The organism is Enterobacter cloacae complex sp. 2024EL-00214 (assembly GCF_043945575.1).
Classification (GTDB): Bacteria; Pseudomonadota; Gammaproteobacteria; order Enterobacterales; family Enterobacteriaceae; genus Enterobacter; species Enterobacter cloacae_P.
The window spans coordinates 1-22,999 of record NZ_JBIMRC010000024.1; the positions used below are offsets into that span (position 1 = coordinate 1).

Consider the following 22,999-nt stretch of genomic DNA (forward strand, 5'->3'; position numbering starts at 1 on the left):
TGACTCAAAAAGCAAAACCCCCGCCGAAGCGAGGGTTATAAATGAGTGGTGCCCGGACTCGGAATCGAACCAAGGACACGGGGATTTTCAATCCCCTGCTCTACCGACTGAGCTATCCGGGCAACGGGGCGCATTAAACCCGATTCACCCACCGCCGTCAACGAAATTTGTTGTTTTCGTTACAGACTGCACACTCTCTCACCAGTTCGCCGTAATCTTAAGCGAAAAGTGCGTCCAGAGTGCAGACAGCGGTATGGTGACCACGGCAAACCGCTTAATCCCGTAGATTTCAGCTCTGTTACCAGCATCAGACTGCAGTCCAGTCATTAATAGCCAAAGAAATACCCTGTTATTTACTCACTGAGAATGCATTATTATTAAGTTTCGCTTCAGGCTGGTGCTAAGTCTGGGGTTGTTTAGTGCATACTGATTCCTTCTTGCACCCTAAAATAAAAGATGACATGATTGCGCGAATTTTCTCCTTTCAGTGTACGGAGCCGCCAATGATGATGATGTCTGTCGCTGCGCGAACGCTCACCCGTATCAACGTAAACTACTCCTGTCTCACCGTTCGGTGAGGGTAACTGCGCTTATGAAAACCATGAAAATCGCCGTCAGCCGCGAGCTGGTCTCTGCTGTGTCCACGCACCGGGAAAAGGTGACGCTGGACAATACCGATTTTACCGATGTGGCGGCTGTCGTCATTACGGTCGCTGAAAGCTGTAGCGGCATCCTTGCGTTGCTGAAACGTACAGGCTTTCAGTTACCGGTGTTTATATTCTCGCAAGAGCCGATGGATGTTCCTGAAGGTGCCACCGCCACGATTACTGGTAAAGCACAAGAGTTCCTGGAACTGGAGTCTGCCGCCAGCCGTTACGAAGAGAACCTGTTACCGCCATTTTTTGACACCCTGAGTCAGTATGTGGCGATGGGCAATAGCACCTTTGCCTGCCCGGGGCACCAGCACGGCGCATTTTTCAAAAAACACCCTGCGGGGCGGCAGTTCTTTGATTTCTTTGGTGAGAATGTTTTTCGCGCCGATATGTGCAACGCCGATGTGAAGCTGGGGGATCTGCTGATCCACGAAGGCTCAGCCAAGCATGCGCAAAAATTTGCTGCAAAAGTGTTTAACGCAGATAAAACCTACTTCGTGCTGAACGGCACTTCCGCTGCCAATAAGGTCGTCACCAACGCGCTGCTGACCCGTGGCGATCTGGTGCTGTTTGACCGTAACAACCATAAGTCCAACCACCACGGGGCGTTAATCCAGGCGGGGGCAACGCCGGTCTACCTTGAAGCGGCGCGCAACCCGTTTGGTTTTATTGGTGGAATTGATGCGCACTGTTTTGATGATGCGTACCTCAGAAGTCTGATCCGCGACGTTGCACCGGAAAAAGCCGATGAAGCGCGCCCGTTCCGTCTGGCGGTTATCCAGCTTGGCACCTACGATGGCACGATCTACAACGCCCGTCAGGTGATCGACAAGATCGGCCATCTTTGCGACTACATTCTGTTTGATTCTGCGTGGGTGGGCTACGAACAATTTATCCCGATGATGGCGGAAACGTCCCCGCTGTTGCTGGAACTGACCGGGAACGATCCGGGCATTTTCGTGACCCAGTCGGTGCATAAGCAACAGGCCGGGTTCTCGCAAACCTCGCAGATCCATAAAAAGGATGACCACATTCGTGGTCAGGCGCGCTTCTGCCCGCACAAGCGGCTCAACAATGCATTTATGCTGCATGCCTCGACCAGCCCGTTTTATCCGCTGTTCGCGGCGCTGGATGTGAACGCCAAAATCCACGAAGGGGAAAGCGGGCGCAGGCTGTGGGCGGAATGCGTGGAGCTGGGCATAGAGGCGCGCAAGGCGATCATTGCCAACTGCCATATGATCAAACCGTTTATTCCACCGGTGGTGGCGGGGAGGCCGTGGCAGGATCACCCAACGCACGCCATCGCCAGCGAACTTCGTTTCTTCAGCTTTGAGCCGGGCGCAAAATGGCACGGTTTTGAGGGCTATGCCCACGAGCAGTATTTTGTCGATCCGTGCAAATTGCTGCTGACCACGCCGGGTATTGATGCACAAACCGGTAACTACACTGAGTTTGGTATACCGGCGACCATTCTCGCGCACTACCTGCGTGAAAATGGCATCGTGCCGGAGAAGTGCGATCTCAACTCGATCCTGTTCCTGCTGACACCAGCCGAAAGCCACGAGAAGCTGGCGCAACTGGTGGCGATGCTGGGTCAGTTTGAACAGCATATTGAAGACGACACGCCGCTTGCAGACGTGCTGCCGACCATCTACCAGAAATATCCGGTGCGCTACCGCGATTACACCCTCCGTCAGCTGTGCCAGGAGATGCACGATCTTTACGTCAGCTTTAACGTTAAAGATCTGCAGAAGGCGATGTTCCGCCAGGAGAGCCTGCCAGCGGTGGTAATGAACCCGCAGGATGCGAACCAGGAGTATATTCGCGGGAACGTGGAATTAGTGCGCATACGCGACGCGGAAGGTCGCATTGCCGCTGAGGGCGCGCTGCCGTATCCGCCAGGAGTGCTGTGCGTGGTGCCGGGTGAAATCTGGGGTGGGGCGGTGCAACGTTACTTCCTTGCGCTGGAGGAGGGTATCAACCTGCTGCCGGGCTTCTCGCCAGAGTTGCAGGGGGTTTACAGCGAGAAGGATGCGGACGGGATTAAGCGATTGTATGGGTATGTTTTAAGATAGTGCGGGCTGTTGCCTTCACCCTAACCCTCTCCCACAGGGAGAGGGAACGTTTCATCAAACCACACTACGCTTATACATCCTCCGTGGATGCCCAATCTTCCCGTACAGCATCTCCACGCTCAGAAACCCCACCTCTACGCAGTGCTCCAGATAGCGTCGGGTAGTGGTTTTACTTAAGCCTGTTTCGCTCACCACTTCATCCACCGAGAAGCAGTGCGTCGCGTTGTCATTAAACAGCATCTGCACCCGCGCCAGCGTGTTTTCCTCAATGCCTTTGCTGCCGTTATCCTGGCGGTAGTTTTTCGCCTGCAGTTGATACAGCGAATCCACGTTCTGCTGGTCGACAATCTTCCAGACGCGTTGCTGTTCGGCGAACTGCACAAAGCGTTCAAGCGACTGGCTGAGCCGCTTCCAGGAGACTGGCTTCAGAATGTAATCAAATGCGCCGTTGCGAATGGCCTGGCTGCAGGTATCCATGTCGCTGGCGGCAGTGATGAAAATCACCGAACAGTTGGCGCGGGCCAGCATCGGGTTACTGATCAGGGTGATCCCCTTGCCATCCGGCAGGTAGTTGTCCAGCAGCATGAGCTGCGGTTGTTTGCTTTCAAGCTGTGCCTGTGCGTCAGCCAGCGATGAGGCCACCCCCACCAGCCGTAGTCTGGGATGTTTACTGATAAGCTCCGCGTGAAGTTGCGCCAGTTCGTTCTCGTCTTCAACGATCAGTACGTCGATAAGTTCATGTTGCATAATCGGTATCTTCCAGTTCCTGTGCGGGACGTCGCGCGGCTCCCGTCGCGGGAATAAACAGTGAGAAAATGGCACCGCGGGGCGTGTTATCGGCAATTTCTATTGCTCCGCCAGCCTGCGTGACATAGCTTTCGATCAGATACAGGCCAATGCCATGATCGCCGCGTGTTTTGGTGGTGATGCCGCGCTCAAATATCCTTTCACGGATCTCCGGTTTGATGCCAACGCCCTGGTCGGCCACTTCAATGATGAGTTCCTGTTCGTTCAGTTTTATTAGCACATTGACCGGCTCGTGCGGAAGCGGTGCTCGCTGCGTCGCTTCGATGGCGTTATCCAGCAGGTTGCCAATAATTGAAATCAGTTCCGATTCGAGCAGAGGCTGGAAGGGTTTATCCATCCGGCAGGCCGGGTCGAAATTCAGCTCAACCCCTTTTTCGCGGGCACGCGCCGCTTTGCCCAACAGCAGGCCGCACAGCGTCGGGGAGCTAAAGCGCGATGAGATAAAGTCCAGCAGCTCCTGTGCGTGTTCCGATTGCGCCTGAATGTAACCTATTGCCTCTTCATAACGCCCCATATGCAGCAGACCGGACAGGGTCGTCATACGGTTGAGCTGTTCATGGCGCATAATGCGCAGGTTGTCGACGTAGCGTTTAACCTGGCTGAGCTGTGTGCTGAGAGTGTCGATTTCATTGCGGTCGCGGAAGGTGATGACCCAGCCCTGAAGTGAATCTTCCAGCATAATCCGCACCCGGCTGGCAATGACCGTGAGATCGTTAAACCGGCAAATCTCATCATGGGTATCTTTCGCCAGCATAGCCGGTGTATTGAAAAACGGGACGGGGTCGATAACCTGGCTAATCAGTTGCCCTCGCAGCTCCCGCGCTGGCTGGCTTAACCCCAGTAATTTTCTGGCAGCCTGGTTGATGACCTCAATGCGCAGTTCATCATCAATGGCAATCACCCCTTCATAAATAGACTCCATCATCGCCTTTTGCTGGCGCACCAGCAGGCCGATTTCACGTGGCTCCAGAGAGAAGATCTGCTTTTTAATACTGCGGGTGAAAAACCACGAGAAGATGAACAGGGCGAACAGCAGCAGCACGGCAGCAATCAGAATGTTGACCACTTTATTGACGGTGATGGTGTCAAGATAGCTGGTGAGATACCCCACCGAGACAATCCCCACCACCTGCCCGGCATCGTTAAAGATGGGCGCTTTGCTGCGCAGCGAAATACCCAGGCCCCCTTTGCGGATGGTGGTGGTGCTTTTGCCGTGTAAGACCTCTTCGTTGTCCCCACCGACCAGCGTTGTACCCACTTTGTCAGCAAACACGGAATGAAACAGATGCAGCCCCTGATTATCGCCAATCACAATAAAACTGGCATCGCTGTGGGTAGCTATTTTTTGCATAAAGGAATGGATTGCTTTGATATCTTTTTGTTCGACTTCATTACGTAAAGTCGGAATAATTGCAATTTCTTCCGCCTGTATTTTTGCGCGTGTGCTCATCTCCTGATAAAGCTGCCTGCCGACATCGACATAATAATATCCGCCCAGTAATGCAAACAGCACTGAGAAAAAGGCGACCAGCGAAACAAACAGTTTGATCTGAAACGATACTTTCATCACTATCACGCGAGGTATCAAGGAAGGACGCCAATATATCATCTTTTTTTGTACTGACGTCTGCTTTGCCGAAAACTTGTGATCCCTTGCACAGCACGGTCTGTAAAAGATTTATCTGAAAGGAACAGGCTCAGTTCAGAAATGTTATTTGTTTGTTCGGTTAAGAAAAGAAACCATAAAAACCACGGCAATAAATAAGGCGTAAATCACATTAAATAAAAGAAACCATTAAAACCATAGTGGCCATTAAAACTTCGCTTTTAATATGTCATTCCTCACATAAAGTAAGCCTTTGTGACTCTAAGCTGAACGCACAAAATAACTAAGGGGCTTATTATGAGCACAACTGACGATTCATTCTCTGTTACCCACGACCCGATTGATATTCAACGGCCATCACTCAAAGAGCGCTGGTGGCATATTATGGATACCTGGAAAATTGGGATTATTCCACTGCCGCTGTTCGTGCTGGCAGGCGCGCTGATTGCCATTGATTGCCTGGGCGGAAAGCTGCCGAGCGACATCGTGGTGATGGTAGCGACGCTGGCATTTTTCGGTTTTGCCTGCGGTGAATTCGGTAAACGTCTGCCGATTGTCGGCAAGCTCGGCGCGGCGGCGATTTGCGCCACCTTTATTCCCTCCGCGCTGGTCTATTATGGCCTGCTGCCGGACGTGGTGGTTGAATCCACCACCAAATTCTACAAATCCACCAACATTCTTTATCTCTACATCTGCTGCATTATTGTCGGCAGCATTATGAGTATGAACCGCACCGTGCTGATCCAGGGCTTCCTGCGCATCTTCTTCCCGATGCTGTGTGGTGAAATCGTCGGCATGATTGTCGGGATGGGCGTGGGCCTGGCGCTGGGTCTTGAACCGTTCCAGATCTTCTTCTTTATTATTCTGCCAATTATGGCCGGCGGCGTGGGCGAAGGGGCGATCCCGCTCTCCATCGGTTATGCAACATTGTTGCATATGGACCAGGGTGTGGCGCTCGGTCGCGTGTTGCCGATGGTGATGCTGGGTGGTCTGACGGCGATCATTATCTCCGGCTGTCTGAACCAGCTCGGTAAACGTTATCCGCACCTGACCGGTGAAGGCCAGCTGATGCCAAACCGCGCTAATGCCGATGCCACCGTCTCTCAACCTGCGTTTTCCGGTAAAGCGGACGTTACTACTATCGCCTCTGGCGCACTGCTGGCGGTACTGCTCTACATGCTGGGTATGCTCGGCCACAAGCTGATTGGCCTGCCTGCACCGGTTGGCATGCTGTTTATGGCGGTGCTGGTGAAGCTGTGCAACGGTGCTTCTCCGCGTCTGCTTGAAGGTTCTCAGGTGGTCTACAAATTCTTCCAGACCTCTGTGACCTACCCAATCCTCTTCGCCGTCGGCGTGGCGATCACCCCGTGGCACGAACTGGTCGCTGCATTCACCGTCAGCAACCTGCTGGTTATCGTCAGCACCGTTTCCGCACTGGTGGCAACCGGGTTCTTCGTGGGTAAAAAGATTGGTATGCACCCGATTGATGTCGCCATCGTTTCCTGCTGCCAGAGCGGCCAGGGCGGTACCGGTGACGTGGCGATCCTGACCGCAGGCAACCGCATGAGCCTGATGCCCTTCGCCCAGATAGCGACCCGTATTGGCGGCGCGATTAACGTCTCCGTCTCACTGCTGATACTGGGCAACTTCCTCGTTTAAGTTTTCAGGAAAGAACAATGAAACTCGCAAGCTTTTTATACCAGGGTAAACGCAGCTACGGCATCGTGCAGGCCGACGGCGTGATTGATTTAGGTCGCCGTCTGGGCGACCGCTACAGCGACCTGAAAGCGCTGTTGCAGGGCAACGGGCTGGTGCAGGCCACCCGTTATCTGAACGATGCAGTAGATGTGCCAATGAGCGCCATCACCTTCTTACCGGTGATTGAGCAGCCGGAAAAAATCCTCTGCGTGGGCATGAATTACGCCGACAAGCGCAAGGAGTTTGACCAGCACAACCCGGCACCGACGCTGTTTGTCCGCTTTCCGGATTCGCAGACCGGCCACAACGAACCGGTGCTTAAGCCGCGTCATTCCAGCGAGTTCGACTATGAGGGCGAGCTGGCGGTGATCATCGGCAAAGGCGGGGAGAACATCAGCCGCGACGATGCGTTGCATCACGTGGCGGGCTACAGCTGCTACATGGATGGTTCCGCCCGCGACTGGCAGCACACCTGGTTCACGGCAGGGAAAAACTGGCGTCAGACCGGGGCGTTTGGCCCGTGGATGGCGACGGCAGATGAGATCCCGGACCCGCACCAGCTGGCTATCCGCACCTGGCTGAATGGCCGCATGGTACAGGAAGACAACACCAGCAGCATGATCCACAAGGTGGCGGAGCTGATCGAATACATCAGCACCTTTACGCGCCTCAGCCCGGGGGATGTGATCATCACCGGATCCCCTGGCGGTGTGGGTAAAAAACGTAACCCGCCACTGTTTATGAAAGAGGGCGATCGTATTGAGGTGGAGATCGAGCATATCGGTCATCTGAGCAATGTGATCATGGAAGCGCCAGCCGCCGGGCTTGCGGCAGCACACTGAGTAAGGCGGCAGCATGCAATCACAACCCATTGATTTTCTTCACACCCTTGTGGCGAAACACCCGGAACGCTTAAGCCAGATCCGTTACCTGCTGGCAGACAGCGGTCTTGGCCTGGACAACGACATCACGCTGTTTGTCGAAGCCTGGGCTGGCACACAGCTGGTGGGTTGTGCCGGGCTTGCCGCCAACGTCATCAAATGTGTGGCGGTAAACGAGCAACTGCGCGGGGAAAACCTGAGCGCACGTTTGCTGGCAGAGGTGGAGAATGCGGCGCTGGAGCGCGGCCATTTTCACCTCTTCCTCTGCACCCGGCCTTGCAACAAGGTACGTTTTGGTCGCAGCGGTTTCTGGCCAATCGCCCAGAGCGGTGATAACGCGGTGTTAATGGAGAACACCCCGCAGGGAATTGAACGTTACTGCCGCTCACTCAGCACGATGCGCAAGCGTGGGGAGAAGATTGGCGCGATTGTGATGAACGCCAACCCGTTCACCCTCGGCCACCGGCATCTGGTGGAGCAGGCGGCACAACAGTGCGATGCGCTGCACCTGTTTGTGGTGCGTGAAGACGCCTCGTTCTTCCCGTTCAGCGCACGCCTGGAGATGGTGCGCGCGGGTGTGGCGCATCTGGCGAACGTGACCGTACATGAAGGATCGCAGTACATCATTTCCCGCGCCACGTTTCCGGCCTATTTCCTGAAGGAGAGCGGCAAAGTGCAGCAGGCGTGGAGTGAGATCGACGTGCTGATCTTCCGCGATTACATCGCCCCGGCGCTGGGGATCACCCATCGCTTTATCGGCTCGGAGCCATTTTGCGACATCACCCGCCAGTACAACCAGACGCTGCATGCCCTGCTTACCTCACATATTGAGGTGGTGGAAATGCCGCGCATTAAGGCCACCGGTAACGCTATTTCGGCATCGGAAGTGCGCCGTTTACTCAAGACACAGCAGTTTTCCCGGATCCGGGAGATTGTCCCGGACTCCACCTTCGCGCATCTCGAAACGCATTACCGCGCGAGTGCGGAAGTCGCATAACTATCAGGAATTTATCATGAAAATTGTAAGGGAGGCGCTGGCCGGTACGCAGGAGTCCAGCGACCTGATGGTGAAAATCGCCCCCGCTCACGACGAGCTGGAGATTGTCATCCACAGTGAAGTGATTAAGCAGTTTGGCGAGCAAATCCGCCAGGTCGTGAATGACACATTGCGCGCCATGAACGTGCACCAGGGATTAATCATTATTGAAGACAAAGGTGCGCTGGACTGTGTGATCCGCGCCCGCCTGCAAAGCGCGCTTCTGCGTGCCGCTGATGAACAGGCCATTAACTGGGGGGCGCTGAAATGAGCAAACTCCGCCGCAGTATGTTGTTCCTGCCGGGCGCGAATGCCGCCATGCTCTCAACGGCGTTTATCTACCGTCCTGACTCCATCATGTTCGACCTTGAAGATGCGGTTGCCCTGCGTGAGAAAGATACCGCGCGCATGCTGGTGTTCCACGCGCTGCAGCACCCGATGTATCAGGATATCGAAACCGTGGTGCGCATTAACCCGCTGAGCACGCCGTTTGGCTTGCTGGATCTGGAAGCTGCCGTGCGGGCCGGTGTGGATGTGATCCGCCTGCCGAAAACCGACACGCCGGATGACATCTATGAGCTGGAAGGCCATCTGGAACGCATCGAGCGTGAATGCGGACGCGAGCCAGGCTCAACCCGCGTAATGGCAGCGATTGAATCGGCGATTGGCGTGATCAACGCCGTGGCGATTGCCCGCAGCTCCCCGCGTTTAATCGGCATCGCGCTGGCGGCTTTTGACTACGTAATGGACATGCAGACCGAGCGTGGTGATGGCACCGAGCTGTTCTATGCCCGCTGTGCGGTGCTGCACGCCGCCCGCGCCGCAGGCATTGATGCCTTCGACGTGGTGTGGTCAGACGTTAACGATGAGGCCGGGTTCCTGCGCGAGGTCGACTTGATCCGCAAGATGGGCTTTAACGGCAAATCGCTGATTAACCCGCGCCAGATTGATCTGCTGCATAACGCCTATGCGCCAACCCAGCAGGAAGTGGATCACGCGAAACGGGTGATTGAAGCGGCAGAAGAGGGCGAACGTAACGGCCTGGGCGTCGTGTCGCTCAACGGCAAAATGGTCGACGCCCCGATTATTAACCACGCGCAGATGGTGCTGGAACGCGCGGCAGCTTCCGGCGTGCGTCGTTAAGGATTACACAATGAACCAGACAGAACTTCTCCATGTGAATTTTCCCCATCTGCGGGATTTAAAACCGTTTGATACCGCCCATAGCGCAACGCCGTGGCTGAATAGCCCTGACGAAAAACATACCCGCAAGCTGTGCGAGTCCGTTGAAGAGGCCGTGTTACGTAGCGGCCTGCAGGACGGGATGACCATTTCGTTTCACCATGCGTTTCGCGAAGGCGACCGGGTGATCAATAACGTTGTGGCGCTGTTGGCGAAGATGGGTTTCAAAAACCTGACGCTGGCCTCCAGCTCACTGATGACCTGCAACGACGCGCTGATCGAACATATTGAGAGCGGCGTTATCACCCGGATTTACACCTCGGGCATGCGCGGCAGGCTGGCGGATGCCATCTCTCACGGGCTGATGGACGAGCCAGTGCAAATTCACTCCCACGGTGGGCGCGTTAAGCTGTTGCAGGACGGTGAGCTGAATATCGACGTGGCGTTTCTCGGTGTACCGTGCAGTGACGAGTTTGGCAATGCCAACGGCACGCACGGCAAATCAAGCTGCGGCTCGCTGGGCTACGCGATGGTGGATGCCCACTTTGCCCGTAAGGTGGTGCTGCTGACCGAAGCGCTGGTGCCGTTCCCGAATATGCCTGCCAGCCTGGTGCAGGATCAGGTGGATTACATCGTGCAGGTGGAAAGCGTCGGCGATCCGGCGAAAATCAGCGTTGGCGCGGCACGCGTGACCAGTAACCCGCGCGAGCTGATGATTGCCCGCTATGCGGCAGACGTGATTGAACACTCAGGTTATTTCAAACCTGGCTTCTCTATGCAGACCGGCTCCGGTGCAGCGTCCACCGCCTGTACCCGCTTTATGGAAGAGAAGATGGAGCGCAGCGGCGTGAAGGCGCGATTTGCGCTTGGGGGGATCACCGGCAGTCTGGTGGATCTGCACGAAAAAGGGCTGATCGAAAAACTGCTCGATACCCAGTGCTTTGACGGCCAGGCGGCAGCCTCACTGGCGCGTAACCCGAACCATGTGGAGATCTCTACTAACGTCTACGCCAACCCTGGCAGCAAGGCGGCATGCTGCGACCAGCTCGATGTGGTGATCCTCAGCGCCCTGGAAATCGACGTCGATTTCAATGTCAACGTCATCACTGGATCTGATGGCGTGATGCGCGGTGCATCCGGCGGTCACTGTGATGTGGCAGCGGCTGCCAATCTGACCATTGTGGTTGCGCCGCTGTTGCGTAGCCGCATTCCCACGGTGGTGAAACGCGTGACCACACGCCTGACGCCGGGGGAGAGCATCGATGTGCTGGTGACCGATCACGGCATCGCGGTCAACCCGGCACGTCCGGAGATCCGCGAGCGCCTGCTTGCTGCGGGCCTCCGCATTGTGGATATCTACGCGCTCTTTGAGCGTGCAATTTCACTGACTGGTGTACCAAAACCCATTGAATTTACCGACAAAATCGTTGGTGTTATCCGCTACCGTGACGGCAGCGTGATAGACACCGTGCGACAGGTGAAGGAGTAACGATGACTATAGCGACACCCGTGCGGGCGGGTGTCAGCCTGGATGAACTGCTGGCGGCGAAAGAGCGCCGCGCAGCACGCCAGACTGACTGGCTTACGCACTATCAACAACCAGTGATTTCTCTCACCCTGGTGACGCCAGGGGAAATTAAGGACAGCCTGCGCTATCGCAACACGATGGGCGTGGCATTACAGATGTGTGATCAACTGCTGTGGGAAAACCGCTGGCAGGTGCTGGACAGGCAGGTGCTGTGGCTGCCCACCGGGCCAGAAGCGCTGTGGTGTGTAGCGCATCAGGCTGCGGAAATGAAAGCGCACTGTGCGGCGCTGGAGCAGACGCATCCGCTTGGCCGGTTGTGGGATCTGGACGTGATCTGCCCTGAAAATGGTCATGTGGGGCGTCAGTCTCTGGGTTCGCATCTGCGTCGCTGCCTGATTTGTGACGAACCTGCTCACGCCTGTTCCCGTTCGCGAAATCATCCCGTTGAGCAGGTGGTGGCCCGGGTGGAGAAGATGATTGATGACTGGTTTGCTCGCGACTAAACCGCGTCCGGCGGATGTCCCCGGGCTTGCCGAAGAGGCGTTATGGCATGAACTGGAACTGACGCCAAAACCGGGGCTGGTGGATAAGCTTAACAACGGCGCGCATCGCGATATGGATCACACCCTGTTTGTTCGCAGCATCAGGGCGGTTACACCGTGGTTTTCCCGCTTTGCCGAGCTGGGGTCAGAACATGCGGGTAAACCGGTGGCTGAGCAACTGCGCCTCATCCGCCCAATGGGCATTGCCTGCGAGCAGGCAATGTATGCCGCGACGAACGGGGTGAACACCCATAAAGGGGGGATTTTTGCCCTCGGTTTGCTCTGTTTCGCCTCCGGGCGTGTGAACAATGTGTCCGCAGATAGCCTCTGTTGTGAAGTAAGTAACATCTGTCGTGGGATGGTGGCGCGTGAACTGGCCGGGCGCAGCGGGCAGGCAACCGCGGGCGAGCGGCAGTATCAGCAGTATGGTTTAACCGGCGCGCGCGGCGAGGCAGAAAGTGGTTTTAGCACCGTGCGTAAGGTGCTGGAGCAGTGGAGTGGACATTCGCTTCACGGTCTGCTGTTACGCCTGATGGCGGTGAATCAGGACAGCAATCTGGTGTCGCGCGGCGGTATGGAAGGGCTGCGTTACGTACAGGGGTATGCGCGGGAAATGTTGGCCAGCGGTTGGGATCGTGATGCGTTACTTAAGATGGATACCGCGTTGACTGAACGTAACTTAAGCCCCGGAGGCAGTGCGGATTTATTGTCGGTAGGATGGGTCATTTCGAAATGTAGGCCGGGTAAGCGTTAGCGCTACCCGGCACAACAACATCCGCTTATGTCGGCCCGGTAAGCGCAGCGCTACCGGGCGAAAAGGCATCAGGTATTAATGCGCGATTGGCTGTGTACCATGCGTTTCGCGAACGTGCTTGTACTTGAACAGCGCGATGAACGCGAAGAACAGTACCAGCGAGTAAGCGGCGAAGATGAGCCACACGGGATGCCAGTTGGTGATGCCGTTGGTGGTGTATATCTCGACCACTTTACCGCTCACTACGCCGCCCAGAATACAGCCGAAGCCGTTGGTCATCATCAGGAACATACCCTGCGCACTGGCGCGGATTTCAGGCTTCACTTCTTTTTCCACAAACACCGAACCGGAGATGTTGAAGAAGTCGAAGGCGCAGCCGTAAACAATCATCGACAGAACCAGCAGCACGGTGCCGAACGCGCTTGGATCACCGTAGGCGAACAAGCCGAAGCGCAGCATCCACGCCGCGATACTGATCAGCATGACGTTCTTGATGCCGTAGCGGCTCAGGAAGAACGGGATGGTCAGGATGAACAGTGTCTCAGAGATCTGAGAGATGGACATCATCACCGACGCGTGCTCAACGATAAAGCTACCGGAGAACAGTGGGTTGTTATCGAAGCTGTGCAGGAAGGTGTTGCCGAACATGTTAGTGATCTGCAGCTCTGCACCCAGCAGCATGGAGAAGATGAAGAAGATCGCCATGCGTTTGTTTTTAAACAGCGCGAACGCATCCAGGCCGAGCATGGTGCTCCAGCTCTGGTTTTTTTGCTGGTTAGAAACAGGAATATGCGGCAGCGTCAGGGTGAACAGCGCCAGTACGACAGAGAGTGTCGCCCCGATGTAAAGCTGCATATGGCTCAGTTCGAAGCCTGCGAAGCTCACGCCCCACATGGCCATGATAAAGCCGATGGTGCCCCAGATACGGATTGGCGGGAAGTCGGTGATGATCTCCATACCGGCTGATTTCAGGCGGTAGTAAGAGATGGTGTTGACCAGACCAAGCGTTGGCATATAGGCCAGCGAGTTAAACAGGATCACCATAAACATCGCCCCAGGCGTGGTCACCTGGGCCGCCATAAACAGCGTCCCCGCCCCCACCAGATGGCAAAGCATGTACAGCCATTTTGCGCTGAGCCATTTATCCGCCACGATACCCAGCAGCGTTGGCATAAAGACAGCCGCAATACCGAGCGAGCTGTATACGGCACCAATAGACGCACCATCGAACTTGAGCGTCACAAACATATAGGAACCGAGAGTAGTCAGCCAGCTACCCCACAGGCAGAACTGCAGAAACGACAATATTTTAAGCTGCAGCTTAAGGTTCATGTTACTTTCCTCACAAGTGAGCGGGAGATATGTTGTTATAGGAACATTCAGGGTTGTTATTTGATGCAATTCTATCAGCAGACGATGTTATGTTTTGTTACCTCCCGCAAAAAAATGCAATCCACATTAATTTGCAGTTTAGATTGTGATGCAAATAACATTTTCGTATGGGAAGGGTCTGTGAGGTCTACTCCCCTAACCTTCTCCTTTGGGGCTGAGGGTTCCCCAGTAATTTTGTTCTTCTTAAGCAATTAAACTATTTCATTGAAATATAAGACTTATAGCGACTCCATGGTCCGGCTGAAAATCGCCGAAGCGTTTCCGTAAGGCCGGAGCGAGGCGCAGGGATGCGCCGAGAGGGCATTGCCTGCAGGGATGCAGGCTAATGCCCGACCCGAAGCCTGAAGGAATAAGCTGAGGGTACCGCGCAGCGGCGATTTTCCTGCCGGGAGCCCGGGTAGCCAGGGCGGTGGCGGTGAACCGCCCTGGCACGTTCACCTGTATTGTCGTTACAGAGTAGCAATCAACATAAAGTGAACGGAATAACCACTACTGCTTTATGTTCCCCCTCACCCCAGCCCTCTCCCTCAAGGGAGAGGGGGTATTCTGTGCCAACCTGTAATTTGTGGGGATCCCTCAACCTTTGGGGAGAAGGGAGGGGCAGGGGCTAACGACGGCGATACCCTTTCTGTGCCGTATTTACCTTGTAAAGATAACGACGGGATTCTGCAGACGGGTGGCGGGTCGTCAGGGTTGAATACACATCCCCTGGTGCCATGCTGTTGATGATACTGGCTGCCTGCACTTTGTCATTTGAGAAGACGCGCAGCACGCTGCCAGCCCCACCGTTGTACGCAGTGATAACGGCATAGCGGCGCGACGTTGGGTTATCAATTCCGCTCAGATAGACGTTATTCAGCATCGCCAGATACGCAGTGCCGGTATCAATATTACTCTGCGGGTCGAACAGATAGTTTCGGCTCGGCGTACCGGATTTACCCTGCGCGCGGAACACGTCTTTCCCGGCGCTGTGCTGGACAACCTGCATCAGCCCCAGCGCGTCAGAACGGCTCACCGCGTAAGGGTTAAAGGAGGATTCGGTCTGCATAATCGCCAGGATCAGTGACTCATCTACGCCATATTTACGCGAAGCCTGACGCACCATGCCCACGTACTTATGCGCACGTTTGTCGAGGTGGTTTGGCACCAGGTTGATGGTGACGCTGTAGATAATGCGCAACCCGTTGCTGCGGCTCTTCAACCGGGTTTGCAGCAGGTAGTCGGCAAATTTAGTGGCGCGACCTTCCCAGCGGATCGCCTGGCCGGTCTGATCGACCACCTGACCGTACAGGAACGGCTCTTTGGAGATAGTGATGTCGTCGGCATCGGAATAGAGATCAATAGAACCCGGATCGTCACCCATCAGCAGGGTTTTCACGATCGCCTGACGTAAGCGTGCAGCAGGTTCGGTACCTGCGATGGTTTCAACGGTGATCGTACCGTCATCAAAGTTGATGTGGCTACGGGTCTGATAGGCGTCGGTGTACTTAACGTAGTCCTTAGGGCCAGCAATAAGAACTTCGTTAAATCCCCAAATATTTTCGATGTTATGGGCAAACTGCCCCATCAAAATGTCAAAACCGTTGGTGTCCTTGACCCAGGCTTCGTTGTACTCATCGCCTTTTTTTGAAGAACAAGACACAAGCAGCGGTGCAACAAGCGCGAGCGCTAAAAATTTTTTCATCATTCCGGGAGTGCGTGTTGTGTTTGCTTTAACGGCGGAGTTGCCCCCGCACGCTGTTATTTTTCCGGTGGCGTATAGCCTTCGATGTGTACGTCTTTGCCTTCGAACAGGAAATTCACCATCTCCTGCTCCAGCAGTTTGCGGTGTTCCGGGTTCATCATGCTGAGTTTTTTCTCGTTAATCAGCATGGTTTGCTTGTGCTGCCACTGCGCCCAGGCTTCTTTGGAGATCTCGTTATAGATACGCTTACCCAGGTCACCTGGGTAGAGCTGGAAGTCCTGGCCTTCAGCATCGCGCTGCAGGTAAGTACAAAAAATAGTTCTGGCCATACTCATTCCTCTTTTTCAGGCCGATGCTAAACCATTGCACCGGCACGTAATTGCTGTAACAGGCGCTCCACTGGAGCTGCCAGCCCGACTGATGGCGGTTGCGCTAAGTTATACCAGAGAGCGGTTCCTTCATCCATGCAGGAGGTGAATGAGGACACGGGAAGCCACATTGGCACAATATCCAGATGGAAATGGCTGAAAGTATGACGAAACGCCGTCTGTTGCGTAAGGTTATCGGCAGCAATTCCGCGCTGTTTAAGCCATTCCCGAAGCGTGGTTTCATCTTCAAACTGTGGGAAGCAGTATAGCCCACCCCACAGACCGCTTGGTGGGCGCTGAGCCAGGAAAACCTCATCGCCGTGCTGCATCAGCAGCATATATCCGGTGCGCTCTGGCAGCGTCTGCTTCGGCTTTTTGCCTGGGTACTGCGCCCACGAGTGGTTGGCATACGCCACGCAGAGATTATTCACCGGGCAAAGTTCGCATTTCGGTTTTGAGCGCGTACACACCATCGCACCGAGATCCATCATTGCCTGATTAAAACGCTCAACACCGTTGGCGGGCGTAACGTCTTCACTGATTTCCCACAGGCGCTTTTCAACCTCTTTTTTCCCGGGCCAGCCGTCAACTGCATAGCAACGGGCAAGCACGCGCTTCACGTTGCCGTCGAGGATCGGGTAATGCTTGCCTAACGACAGAGAGAGGATAGCGCCTGCGGTTGAGCGCCCGACGCCGGGTAAATCCGCCACTTCGTCGAAGGTTTCCGGGAATGTGCCGTTGTGGCGGGTGGCAACGTGCTGTGCCGCTTTGTGCAGATTACGCGCGCGGGCGTAATAACCCAGGCCCGTCCACAGGTGTAATACTTCGTCCAGCGGTGCATTAGCCAGATCGGTCACCGTCGGGAAGCGCGCCATAAAACGCTCAAAGTAAGGAATGACCGTGGCAACCTGTGTTTGTTGCAACATCACTTCAGAGAGCCATACTTTGTAAGGCGTTTTTTCAATTTGCCAGGGTAGGGTTTTACGCCCGTATTTGTCGTACCAGTCCAGCACCTGGGCTGAAAATTGAGAGGCTTGCATGGTCATCGATTCGTATAATCAGGGACGCAGATTGCAGCACAGCGTCAATCTGCTGTAAACCGGATCTTTCCCATGCTTGCATAGAAGCCTTAACTTTGGATAATGCCCGTTTCCCGAACATTCTCACAAGCAGACAACTCTTTTATGAAAAACGACGTCATTTCACCGGAATTTGATGAAAACGGTCGCCCGCTGCGCCGTATTCGCAGCTTCGTCCGCCGTCAGGGCCGCCTGACAAAAGGGCAGCAACACGCGCTGGATAACTACTGGCCGGTGATGGGCGTTGAGTTTACTGAACAGCCTGTTGACTTCACCGAGCTGTTTGGCCGCGATGCGCCTGTTACGCTGGAGATCGGCTTTGGTATGGGGTCGTCACTGGTCACGATGGCGAAAGCCCGCCCGGAACAAAATTTTCTCGGCATTGAAGTACACTCACCAGGCGTAGGTGCCTGCCTGGCAACGGCCCATGAAGAGGGCGTTGAGAACCTGCGCGTGATGTGTCACGACGCGGTAGAAGTGCTGCACAAAATGATTCCTGACAATTCTTTGAACATGGTTCAGCTCTTTTTCCCTGACCCGTGGCATAAAGCACGTCATAATAAACGCCGTATCGTTCAGGCTCCATTTGCAGAGTTGCTGAAAAGTAAGTTAAAACTGGGCGGTGTCTTCCACATGGCGACTGACTGGGAACCTTATGCGGAACATATGCTGGAAGTGATGTCGTCTCTGGATGGTTATAAAAACCAGTCTGCAAGCAACGACTATGTACCGCGTCCGGATTCACGTCCGTTAACGAAATTTGAACAGCGTGGTCATCGTCTTGGCCACGGTGTATGGGACTTAATGTTCGAGAGGGTGAAATAATGGCAAAGAATCGTAGCCGTCGTCTGCGTAAAAAAATGCATATTGAAGAATTCCAGGAAGTGGGTTTCTCCGTTGCATGGCGTTTTCCGGAAGGTACCAGTGTAGAACAGATCGACCAGGAGGTTGATGCGTTCATCAACGACGTTATCGAGCCAAACAAACTGGCCTTTGACGGCAGTGGATATCTGGCGTGGGAAGGTCTGATCTGCACGCAGGAAGTCGGTAAATGCACCGAAGAACATCAGGCTCTTGTGCGCAAATGGCTTGAAGACCACAAACTGGAAGATGTCCGCATCAGCGAACTTTTTGATGTTTGGTGGGACTAATAAAGAAGTCATGGGCCAGCATTAGCTGGCCCATTTTGTCTGAGGGAATGTTTATGATGCGCAAAACGTTGCTGGCTGTTGCACTAATGGCAACCGGATTCACCGCCCATGCGGACTATCAATGTAGTGTCACCCCGCGTGACGATGTGGTGTTAAACCCGCAAACTGTGCAGGTCAAAGGCGAGAACGGCAATCTGGTGATTACGCCAGAAGGTAACGTCACGTTTAACGGTAAACCGCAAAACCTGACTGCCGCGCAGCGTGAACAAGCGAAGGATTACCAGGCCGATTTGCGTGCCTCGCTGCCGTGGATTGATGAAGGTGCGCTAACCCGCGTCGAGAAGGGGCGTGTGGCGCTGGACAAGATCATCACCAAAGAGGTGGGTGAGAGCAGCAATATGCGTACCCGCCTGACTAAGCTGGATAAACAGCTGAAAGAGCAGATGAACCGTATTATTGAGCATCGCACCGACGGCCTGACGTTCCATTACAAGGCTATCGATCAGGTGCGGGCCGACGGCCAACAGCTGGTGAACCAGGCGATGGGCGGCATCCTGCAGGACAGCATCAACGAGATGGGGGCTAAAGCCGTGCTGAAAGGCGGCGGTAACCCACTGCAGGGGATATTAGGTAGCCTGGGCGGGCTGCAGACCTCGATTCAGAACGAGTGGAAGAATCAGGAAGATGATTTCCAGCAGTTCGGTAAAGACGTGTGTAAACGCGTGGTGACGCTGGAAGACAGCCGTAAGGCACTGGTGGGGACGCTTAAGTAAGATCTCCGCTCGCTGGGACCCTCTCCCACGGGAGAGGGAGTAAGCGTCCCCTCTCCCGTGGGAGAGGGTTAGGGTGAGGGCATCAGGCATCGCAGTCGTTGCAAAATAGCCATCAGCACGTTCTCTTCATTGGTCCTGAATTCATTATCCCAGAACCGCATAACTTCCCAGCCATTCACTTTCAGAAATTCAGAACGATGGGAATCATAGGCCTGTTTGTCCTGATGTTGTCCACCGTCCAGCTCAATGATTAGCTTCGCCTTAAAACAGGCAAAATCCACGATATATGCCCCAACTGGCATCTGGCGGCGAAACTTATATCCAAAGAAGCGGCGACCTCTGAGCAAATACCACAGACGTAATTCTTCGGGTGTCATTTCTTTGCGGAGTTGTTTTGATTTGTCCATCCCCACACTCTGCCAGCCTTTCCCTCAGCCGGCAGAACGGGATGCAAAATCCTGAAGCCGCCTTCAGAGATCTTCGGCGAGGAACAGCTCAAGAAGGGAGTTTAAGAACAGTTTGCCGTGCTCGGTGATCTGCCAGTATTCATCACACTCGGTGAGATATCCCTTCGCCAGCGCGTCGTCAATCTGTGGGCGAATCACTGACTCCGGCAGCCCGGTATACCGCGAAAACTCCGCACGCGGTGCGGCTTCAAGCAAACGAAAACGGTTCATAAAGAACTCAAACGGCTTATCCACCTCCTCGACATCATGCTGACGTTCAAGGTAGCGGCCTTCCATGTACCCACGCGGGTGGCGAGTTCTGGCGGTGCGCAGAATGCGCCCGTCCGGGAACGTTACTTTGCCGTGTGCGCCGCAGCCAATTCCCAGATAATCACCAAAGCGCCAGTAGTTCAGGTTGTGCTGACACTGGTACCCCGGCTTTGCATAGGCGGACGTTTCGTACTGCAGATAGCCTGCGGCGGTCAACAGCTGGTGACCTTGCTCAAAAATATCCCACAGCGCGTCGTCGTCCGGCAGTACCGGAGGGCGAGAACCAAACAGCGTGTTAGGCTCAATGGTCAGTTGGTACCAGGAGAGATGCGGCGGGTTTAGCTCAATCGCCTGGCGCAGGTCGTCCAGCGCCTCTTCCAGTGACTGATCCGGCAGGCCGTGCATCAAATCGAGGTTAAAGCTACGCAGGCCAAGCCCCGTAGCCAGGTTCGCTGCGCGCTTTGCCTCTTCCGGGCCGTGAATACGGCCCAGACGTTTTAACTTCGGCTCGCTAAAGCTTTGCACGCCGATGGAGATACGGTTCACCCCCGCACGCTGATACTCGACGAAACGGTCAGCCTCAACGGTGCCAGGGTTGGCTTCCATTGTAATTTCTGCATCTGCTGCAAGAGTAAGGCGCGCCCGCACACCATCCAGCAGCGTTTGCATCGCCGGGCCTGAGAGCAGGCTCGGCGTACCGCCACCAATAAAAATGGTCTTAACTTCACGTCCCTGTGCGTAAGGTACATCAACATCCAGGTCGGCCAGCAGATGCGCAACGTAATCATCGTGCGGCACTTCACCTTTCAGCGCGTGCGAGTTGAAATCGCAGTACGGGCATTTCTGCACGCACCACGGGATGTGAATATAAAGACTCAGAGGTGGCAAATTAGCCATTACGTAATGCTTCCAGTAACAGTTTCAGCGCACGTCCACGGTGGGAAATCGCGCTTTTCTCTTCGCGGGTGAGTTCCGCAGCAGTTTTGCCCTCAGACGGGACAAAGAAAATAGGGTCGTAGCCAAAGCCGCCGTTGCCTGCTGCCTCACGGGCAATCACACCCGGCCAGCTACCGTGGCAGACGACTGGCGTTGGGTCTTCTGCATGACGCAGATAGACCAGCACGCAGTGGAACTGTGCGGTGCGCTGGTCGTCGGGGGCATCTTCCAACGCGACAAGCAGCTTTTCCAGATTCTGCTGGTCGGTGGCGTCTACGCCGGAATAGCGTGCGGAGTAGATCCCCGGCGCACCACCAAGAAAATCCACGGCCAGGCCGGAGTCATCGGCTATCGCGGGCAGACCCGTGATCTGCGCGGCATGGCGCGCTTTCAGGATCGCGTTTTCGATAAACGTCAGCCCTGTCTCTTCGGCTGGATCCACGCCAAGATCGGTCTGGGCAACCACATCCAGCCCAAAATCATTTAATAACGAGGCCAGCTCGCGCACTTTACCGGCGTTACCGGTCGCGAGAACAACTTTCTGCATGGGTTTAGTCCTGTTCTGTCAGAGCCGCGACTTCCGTCGGGATGGATTGCGGGTTGAGGATTTTTACCTGTTTATGCCGCCCAAGTTCACCTTTTTCAATGATGACCTGGCTTTTGGCGACGCGAAACTGTTTTGCCAGATATTTGGTCAGATGTGCATTCGCCTGGCCATCAACCGGTGGGGCAGTGATGGCGACTTTTAATTCGTCGCCATGCAATCCAACAATACTGTCGCGGCTGGCTTTCGGCTGAATATACAGCCGTAAAACCAGCCCGTCGGCGCAGGTGCTTACTGCACTCATAACGCCATCCACAGCCCCGGCAGTAACATATCGCCAGTGGACTGTAACAGCTCAGCGATCCCCATATTGACGACGTACAACAGCAGTACGAGGATCATCGGCGAGAAGTCGATACCGCCCATTGACGGGAGCAGGCTACGAATCGGGCGCAGCAGTGGTTCAGCTAACTGGATCAGCGCGTATTCCACCGGGCTACGACCCTGGCTAACCCAGCTCATCAGCGCCATGACCAGCAGCACCCAGAAAATCAGCGACCCGACGGTTTTAACCAGAATCAGGACGGCGGCGATCCAGATAATCGGCTGGAAGGTGATGACCATAAACAGCACGATCGCTTTGATAACGCTCAGAATAAACGCCACCAACAGAGACGAGCTATCAACAGGACCCATTGCCGGAATAATGCGACGCAGTGGTCCTACAACAGATTGCGTGATTTTCACGACAAACTGTGAGAACGGATTGTAAAAATCACAACGAGCCCACTGCATCCAGACGCGCAGCAAAAGCGCCATCGTATACAGCTCAAGGACCGTTGAGAGCAGGAATGTCAACGTCTTCATGGCGTTCCTCAGGTTTCCTTATTATTTGGTGTAGTCGCGCGCACCGAAAATTGCCGTGCCGATGCGCACCATCGTGCTGCCTGCCGCGATTGCGGCTTCCATATCATCCGACATGCCCAGAGACAGTGTGTCTACCGTCGCATAGCGCGCTTTAAGCGCCTCAAATGCTACAGCCATTTGCTGTGCCACGGCAAACTGCCTTTCATAACTTGACTCAGGTGCCGGAATTGCCATTAAACCACGCAGGGTTAAACGTGGCAGCGCCGCCACGTCTGCCGCCAGCGCATCCAGTTTGCTCAGCGCAATACCGGACTTGCTGTTTTCGTCACTGATGTTGACCTGAATCAGCACGTTTAGAGCAGATAATTCCGCTGGACGCTGTTCGTTCAGCCGTGTGGCAATACGCAGACGGTCAATGGTATGGCACCAGTCGAAGTGCTCTGCTACCAGACGGCTTTTGTTCGACTGCAATGGGCCAATAAAGTGCCATTGCAGACCGGTATTTCCCTGCTCCTGGAAGTGGCGAATTTTATCCACGCCTTCCTGCACGTAGTTTTCACCAAACGCACGATGGCCAGCGGCAATGGCTTCTGCGATGGCGCTCGCAGGCTTAGTTTTGCTGACTGCAAGTAACGTAATTTCTTCTGAAGCACGGCCGCAACGTGTTGCAGCGGCTGAGATTTTGTCCCGGACCTGTGCCAGGTTATGCGCAATGTCGTTCATTTTC

General features: G+C 54.8%; 24 protein-coding genes and 1 tRNA gene. 12 read left to right on the forward strand and 13 right to left on the reverse strand.

Translation table 11 applies throughout. The annotated features are described in order from the left end of the window. Positions 1-46: 46 nt before the first annotated feature. A tRNA-Phe gene (locus tag ACHHZ6_RS21035) sits at positions 47-122 on the reverse strand. Between the two features lie 470 nt (positions 123-592). Here ACHHZ6_RS21035 and ACHHZ6_RS21040 point away from each other — a divergent pair. Beyond that, positions 593-2,728: an ornithine decarboxylase gene (locus ACHHZ6_RS21040; protein ID WP_182272608.1), complete on the forward strand. Its 2,136-nt coding sequence runs from the start codon at positions 593-595 to the stop codon at positions 2,726-2,728. Between the two features lie 54 nt (positions 2,729-2,782). Here ACHHZ6_RS21040 and ACHHZ6_RS21045 read toward each other — a convergent pair whose 3' ends face one another. Further along, positions 2,783-3,475, reverse strand: a complete 693-nt coding sequence (locus tag ACHHZ6_RS21045) for a response regulator (protein ID WP_182272607.1) — start codon at positions 3,473-3,475, stop codon at positions 2,783-2,785. Then, positions 3,465-5,102, reverse strand: coding sequence for an ATP-binding protein (locus ACHHZ6_RS21050; protein WP_395122970.1), 1,638 nt, complete (start codon positions 5,100-5,102; stop codon positions 3,465-3,467). The genes ACHHZ6_RS21045 and ACHHZ6_RS21050 overlap by 11 nt, the downstream gene beginning before the upstream one ends. A gap of 336 nt (positions 5,103-5,438) precedes the next feature. Here ACHHZ6_RS21050 and ACHHZ6_RS21055 point away from each other — a divergent pair, with 336 nt between their 5' ends. From ACHHZ6_RS21055 to citG, 8 genes are read left to right on the forward strand one after another with little or no spacing between them, the layout of a single operon-like run. Further along, a complete protein-coding gene (locus ACHHZ6_RS21055) occupies positions 5,439-6,800 on the forward strand; it encodes a 2-hydroxycarboxylate transporter family protein (protein WP_015571852.1) in 1,362 nt (453 codons plus the stop codon). Positions 6,801-6,817: 17 nt separating this feature from the next. After that, positions 6,818-7,681 (forward strand): fumarylacetoacetate hydrolase family protein, encoded by an 864-nt coding sequence (locus tag ACHHZ6_RS21060; protein WP_182272605.1) that lies wholly within the window; start codon positions 6,818-6,820, stop codon positions 7,679-7,681. A gap of 13 nt (positions 7,682-7,694) precedes the next feature. Further along, positions 7,695-8,717, forward strand: a complete 1,023-nt coding sequence (gene citC, locus ACHHZ6_RS21065) for a [citrate (pro-3S)-lyase] ligase (protein WP_395122971.1) — start codon at positions 7,695-7,697, stop codon at positions 8,715-8,717. A 16-nt stretch (positions 8,718-8,733) separates the two neighbouring features. Next, a complete protein-coding gene (gene citD, locus ACHHZ6_RS21070) occupies positions 8,734-9,027 on the forward strand; it encodes a citrate lyase acyl carrier protein (protein ID WP_182272603.1) in 294 nt (97 codons plus the stop codon). After that, a complete protein-coding gene (gene citE, locus ACHHZ6_RS21075) occupies positions 9,024-9,899 on the forward strand; it encodes a citrate (pro-3S)-lyase subunit beta (RefSeq protein ID WP_182272602.1) in 876 nt (291 codons plus the stop codon). Before citD ends, citE begins: the two co-directional genes overlap by 4 nt. A 10-nt stretch (positions 9,900-9,909) precedes the next feature. Beyond that, the gene (citF, locus tag ACHHZ6_RS21080) at positions 9,910-11,427 is read left to right on the forward strand and encodes a citrate lyase subunit alpha (RefSeq protein WP_182272601.1); all 1,518 of its coding nucleotides are present in this window, start codon (positions 9,910-9,912) and stop codon (positions 11,425-11,427) included. 2 nt (positions 11,428-11,429) lie between these two features. After that, on the forward strand, positions 11,430-11,969 hold the full coding sequence (gene citX / locus ACHHZ6_RS21085; RefSeq protein ID WP_196390459.1) for a citrate lyase holo-[acyl-carrier protein] synthase: 540 nt from the start codon (positions 11,430-11,432) through the stop codon (positions 11,967-11,969). Beyond that, positions 11,947-12,762: a triphosphoribosyl-dephospho-CoA synthase CitG gene (gene citG, locus ACHHZ6_RS21090; RefSeq protein ID WP_182272599.1), complete on the forward strand. Its 816-nt coding sequence runs from the start codon at positions 11,947-11,949 to the stop codon at positions 12,760-12,762. Before citX ends, citG begins: the two co-directional genes overlap by 23 nt. 75 nt (positions 12,763-12,837) lie before the next feature. Here the strand turns inward: citG and ACHHZ6_RS21095 are convergent, their stop codons facing one another. The 4 genes from ACHHZ6_RS21095 to mutY all read right to left on the reverse strand — a co-directional run bounded on the left by ACHHZ6_RS21095 (position 12,838) and on the right by mutY (position 17,252). Next, on the reverse strand, positions 12,838-14,094 hold the full coding sequence (locus tag ACHHZ6_RS21095; protein WP_182272598.1) for a nucleoside permease: 1,257 nt from the start codon (positions 14,092-14,094) through the stop codon (positions 12,838-12,840). Positions 14,095-14,761: 667 nt separating this feature from the next. Continuing rightward, positions 14,762-15,838, reverse strand: a complete 1,077-nt coding sequence (gene mltC, locus ACHHZ6_RS21100) for a membrane-bound lytic murein transglycosylase MltC (protein ID WP_182274572.1) — start codon at positions 15,836-15,838, stop codon at positions 14,762-14,764. Between the two features lie 56 nt (positions 15,839-15,894). Continuing rightward, the gene (locus ACHHZ6_RS21105) at positions 15,895-16,167 is read right to left on the reverse strand and encodes an oxidative damage protection protein (RefSeq protein ID WP_182918927.1); all 273 of its coding nucleotides are present in this window, start codon (positions 16,165-16,167) and stop codon (positions 15,895-15,897) included. A 26-nt stretch (positions 16,168-16,193) separates the two neighbouring features. Further along, positions 16,194-17,252, reverse strand: a complete 1,059-nt coding sequence (gene mutY, locus ACHHZ6_RS21110; RefSeq protein ID WP_196390458.1) for an A/G-specific adenine glycosylase — start codon at positions 17,250-17,252, stop codon at positions 16,194-16,196. Between the two features lie 138 nt (positions 17,253-17,390). On the opposite strand from mutY, the gene trmB reads away from it, so the two are divergent. Genes trmB through ACHHZ6_RS21125 form a run of 3 tightly spaced genes read left to right on the forward strand, consistent with a single transcriptional unit; the run spans position 17,391 to position 19,209 of the window. Next, on the forward strand, positions 17,391-18,110 hold the full coding sequence (gene trmB / locus ACHHZ6_RS21115) for a tRNA (guanosine(46)-N7)-methyltransferase TrmB (RefSeq protein WP_182272595.1): 720 nt from the start codon (positions 17,391-17,393) through the stop codon (positions 18,108-18,110). Continuing rightward, positions 18,110-18,436: a YggL family protein gene (locus tag ACHHZ6_RS21120; RefSeq protein ID WP_182272594.1), complete on the forward strand. Its 327-nt coding sequence runs from the start codon at positions 18,110-18,112 to the stop codon at positions 18,434-18,436. Before trmB ends, ACHHZ6_RS21120 begins: the two co-directional genes overlap by 1 nt. A 53-nt stretch (positions 18,437-18,489) precedes the next feature. Then, positions 18,490-19,209, forward strand: a complete 720-nt coding sequence (locus tag ACHHZ6_RS21125) for a DUF2884 domain-containing protein (RefSeq protein ID WP_182918924.1) — start codon at positions 18,490-18,492, stop codon at positions 19,207-19,209. A 68-nt stretch (positions 19,210-19,277) separates the two neighbouring features. Here the strand turns inward: ACHHZ6_RS21125 and ACHHZ6_RS21130 are convergent, their stop codons facing one another. The 6 genes from ACHHZ6_RS21130 to ACHHZ6_RS21155 form a co-directional block, all read right to left on the reverse strand. Beyond that, positions 19,278-19,616 (reverse strand): endonuclease domain-containing protein, encoded by a 339-nt coding sequence (locus tag ACHHZ6_RS21130; protein WP_395122972.1) that lies wholly within the window; start codon positions 19,614-19,616, stop codon positions 19,278-19,280. A gap of 63 nt (positions 19,617-19,679) precedes the next feature. Continuing rightward, the gene (hemW, locus tag ACHHZ6_RS21135) at positions 19,680-20,822 is read right to left on the reverse strand and encodes a radical SAM family heme chaperone HemW (protein WP_182272591.1); all 1,143 of its coding nucleotides are present in this window, start codon (positions 20,820-20,822) and stop codon (positions 19,680-19,682) included. After that, positions 20,815-21,408, reverse strand: coding sequence for an XTP/dITP diphosphatase (locus ACHHZ6_RS21140; RefSeq protein WP_182272590.1), 594 nt, complete (start codon positions 21,406-21,408; stop codon positions 20,815-20,817). The genes hemW and ACHHZ6_RS21140 overlap by 8 nt, the downstream gene beginning before the upstream one ends. A 4-nt stretch (positions 21,409-21,412) precedes the next feature. After that, entirely contained in the window at positions 21,413-21,709 is a 297-nt protein-coding gene (yggU, locus tag ACHHZ6_RS21145; protein ID WP_014885193.1) for a DUF167 family protein YggU, read from the reverse strand. Continuing rightward, positions 21,706-22,272, reverse strand: a complete 567-nt coding sequence (locus ACHHZ6_RS21150; RefSeq protein ID WP_395122973.1) for a YggT family protein — start codon at positions 22,270-22,272, stop codon at positions 21,706-21,708. Before ACHHZ6_RS21150 ends, yggU begins: the two co-directional genes overlap by 4 nt. Positions 22,273-22,293: 21 nt before the next feature. Further along, positions 22,294-22,995 carry a YggS family pyridoxal phosphate-dependent enzyme gene (locus ACHHZ6_RS21155; protein ID WP_395122974.1) on the reverse strand — a complete coding sequence of 234 codons (702 nt, stop codon included), beginning with the start codon at positions 22,993-22,995 and terminating at the stop codon, positions 22,294-22,296. Positions 22,996-22,999: the final 4 nt, after the last annotated feature.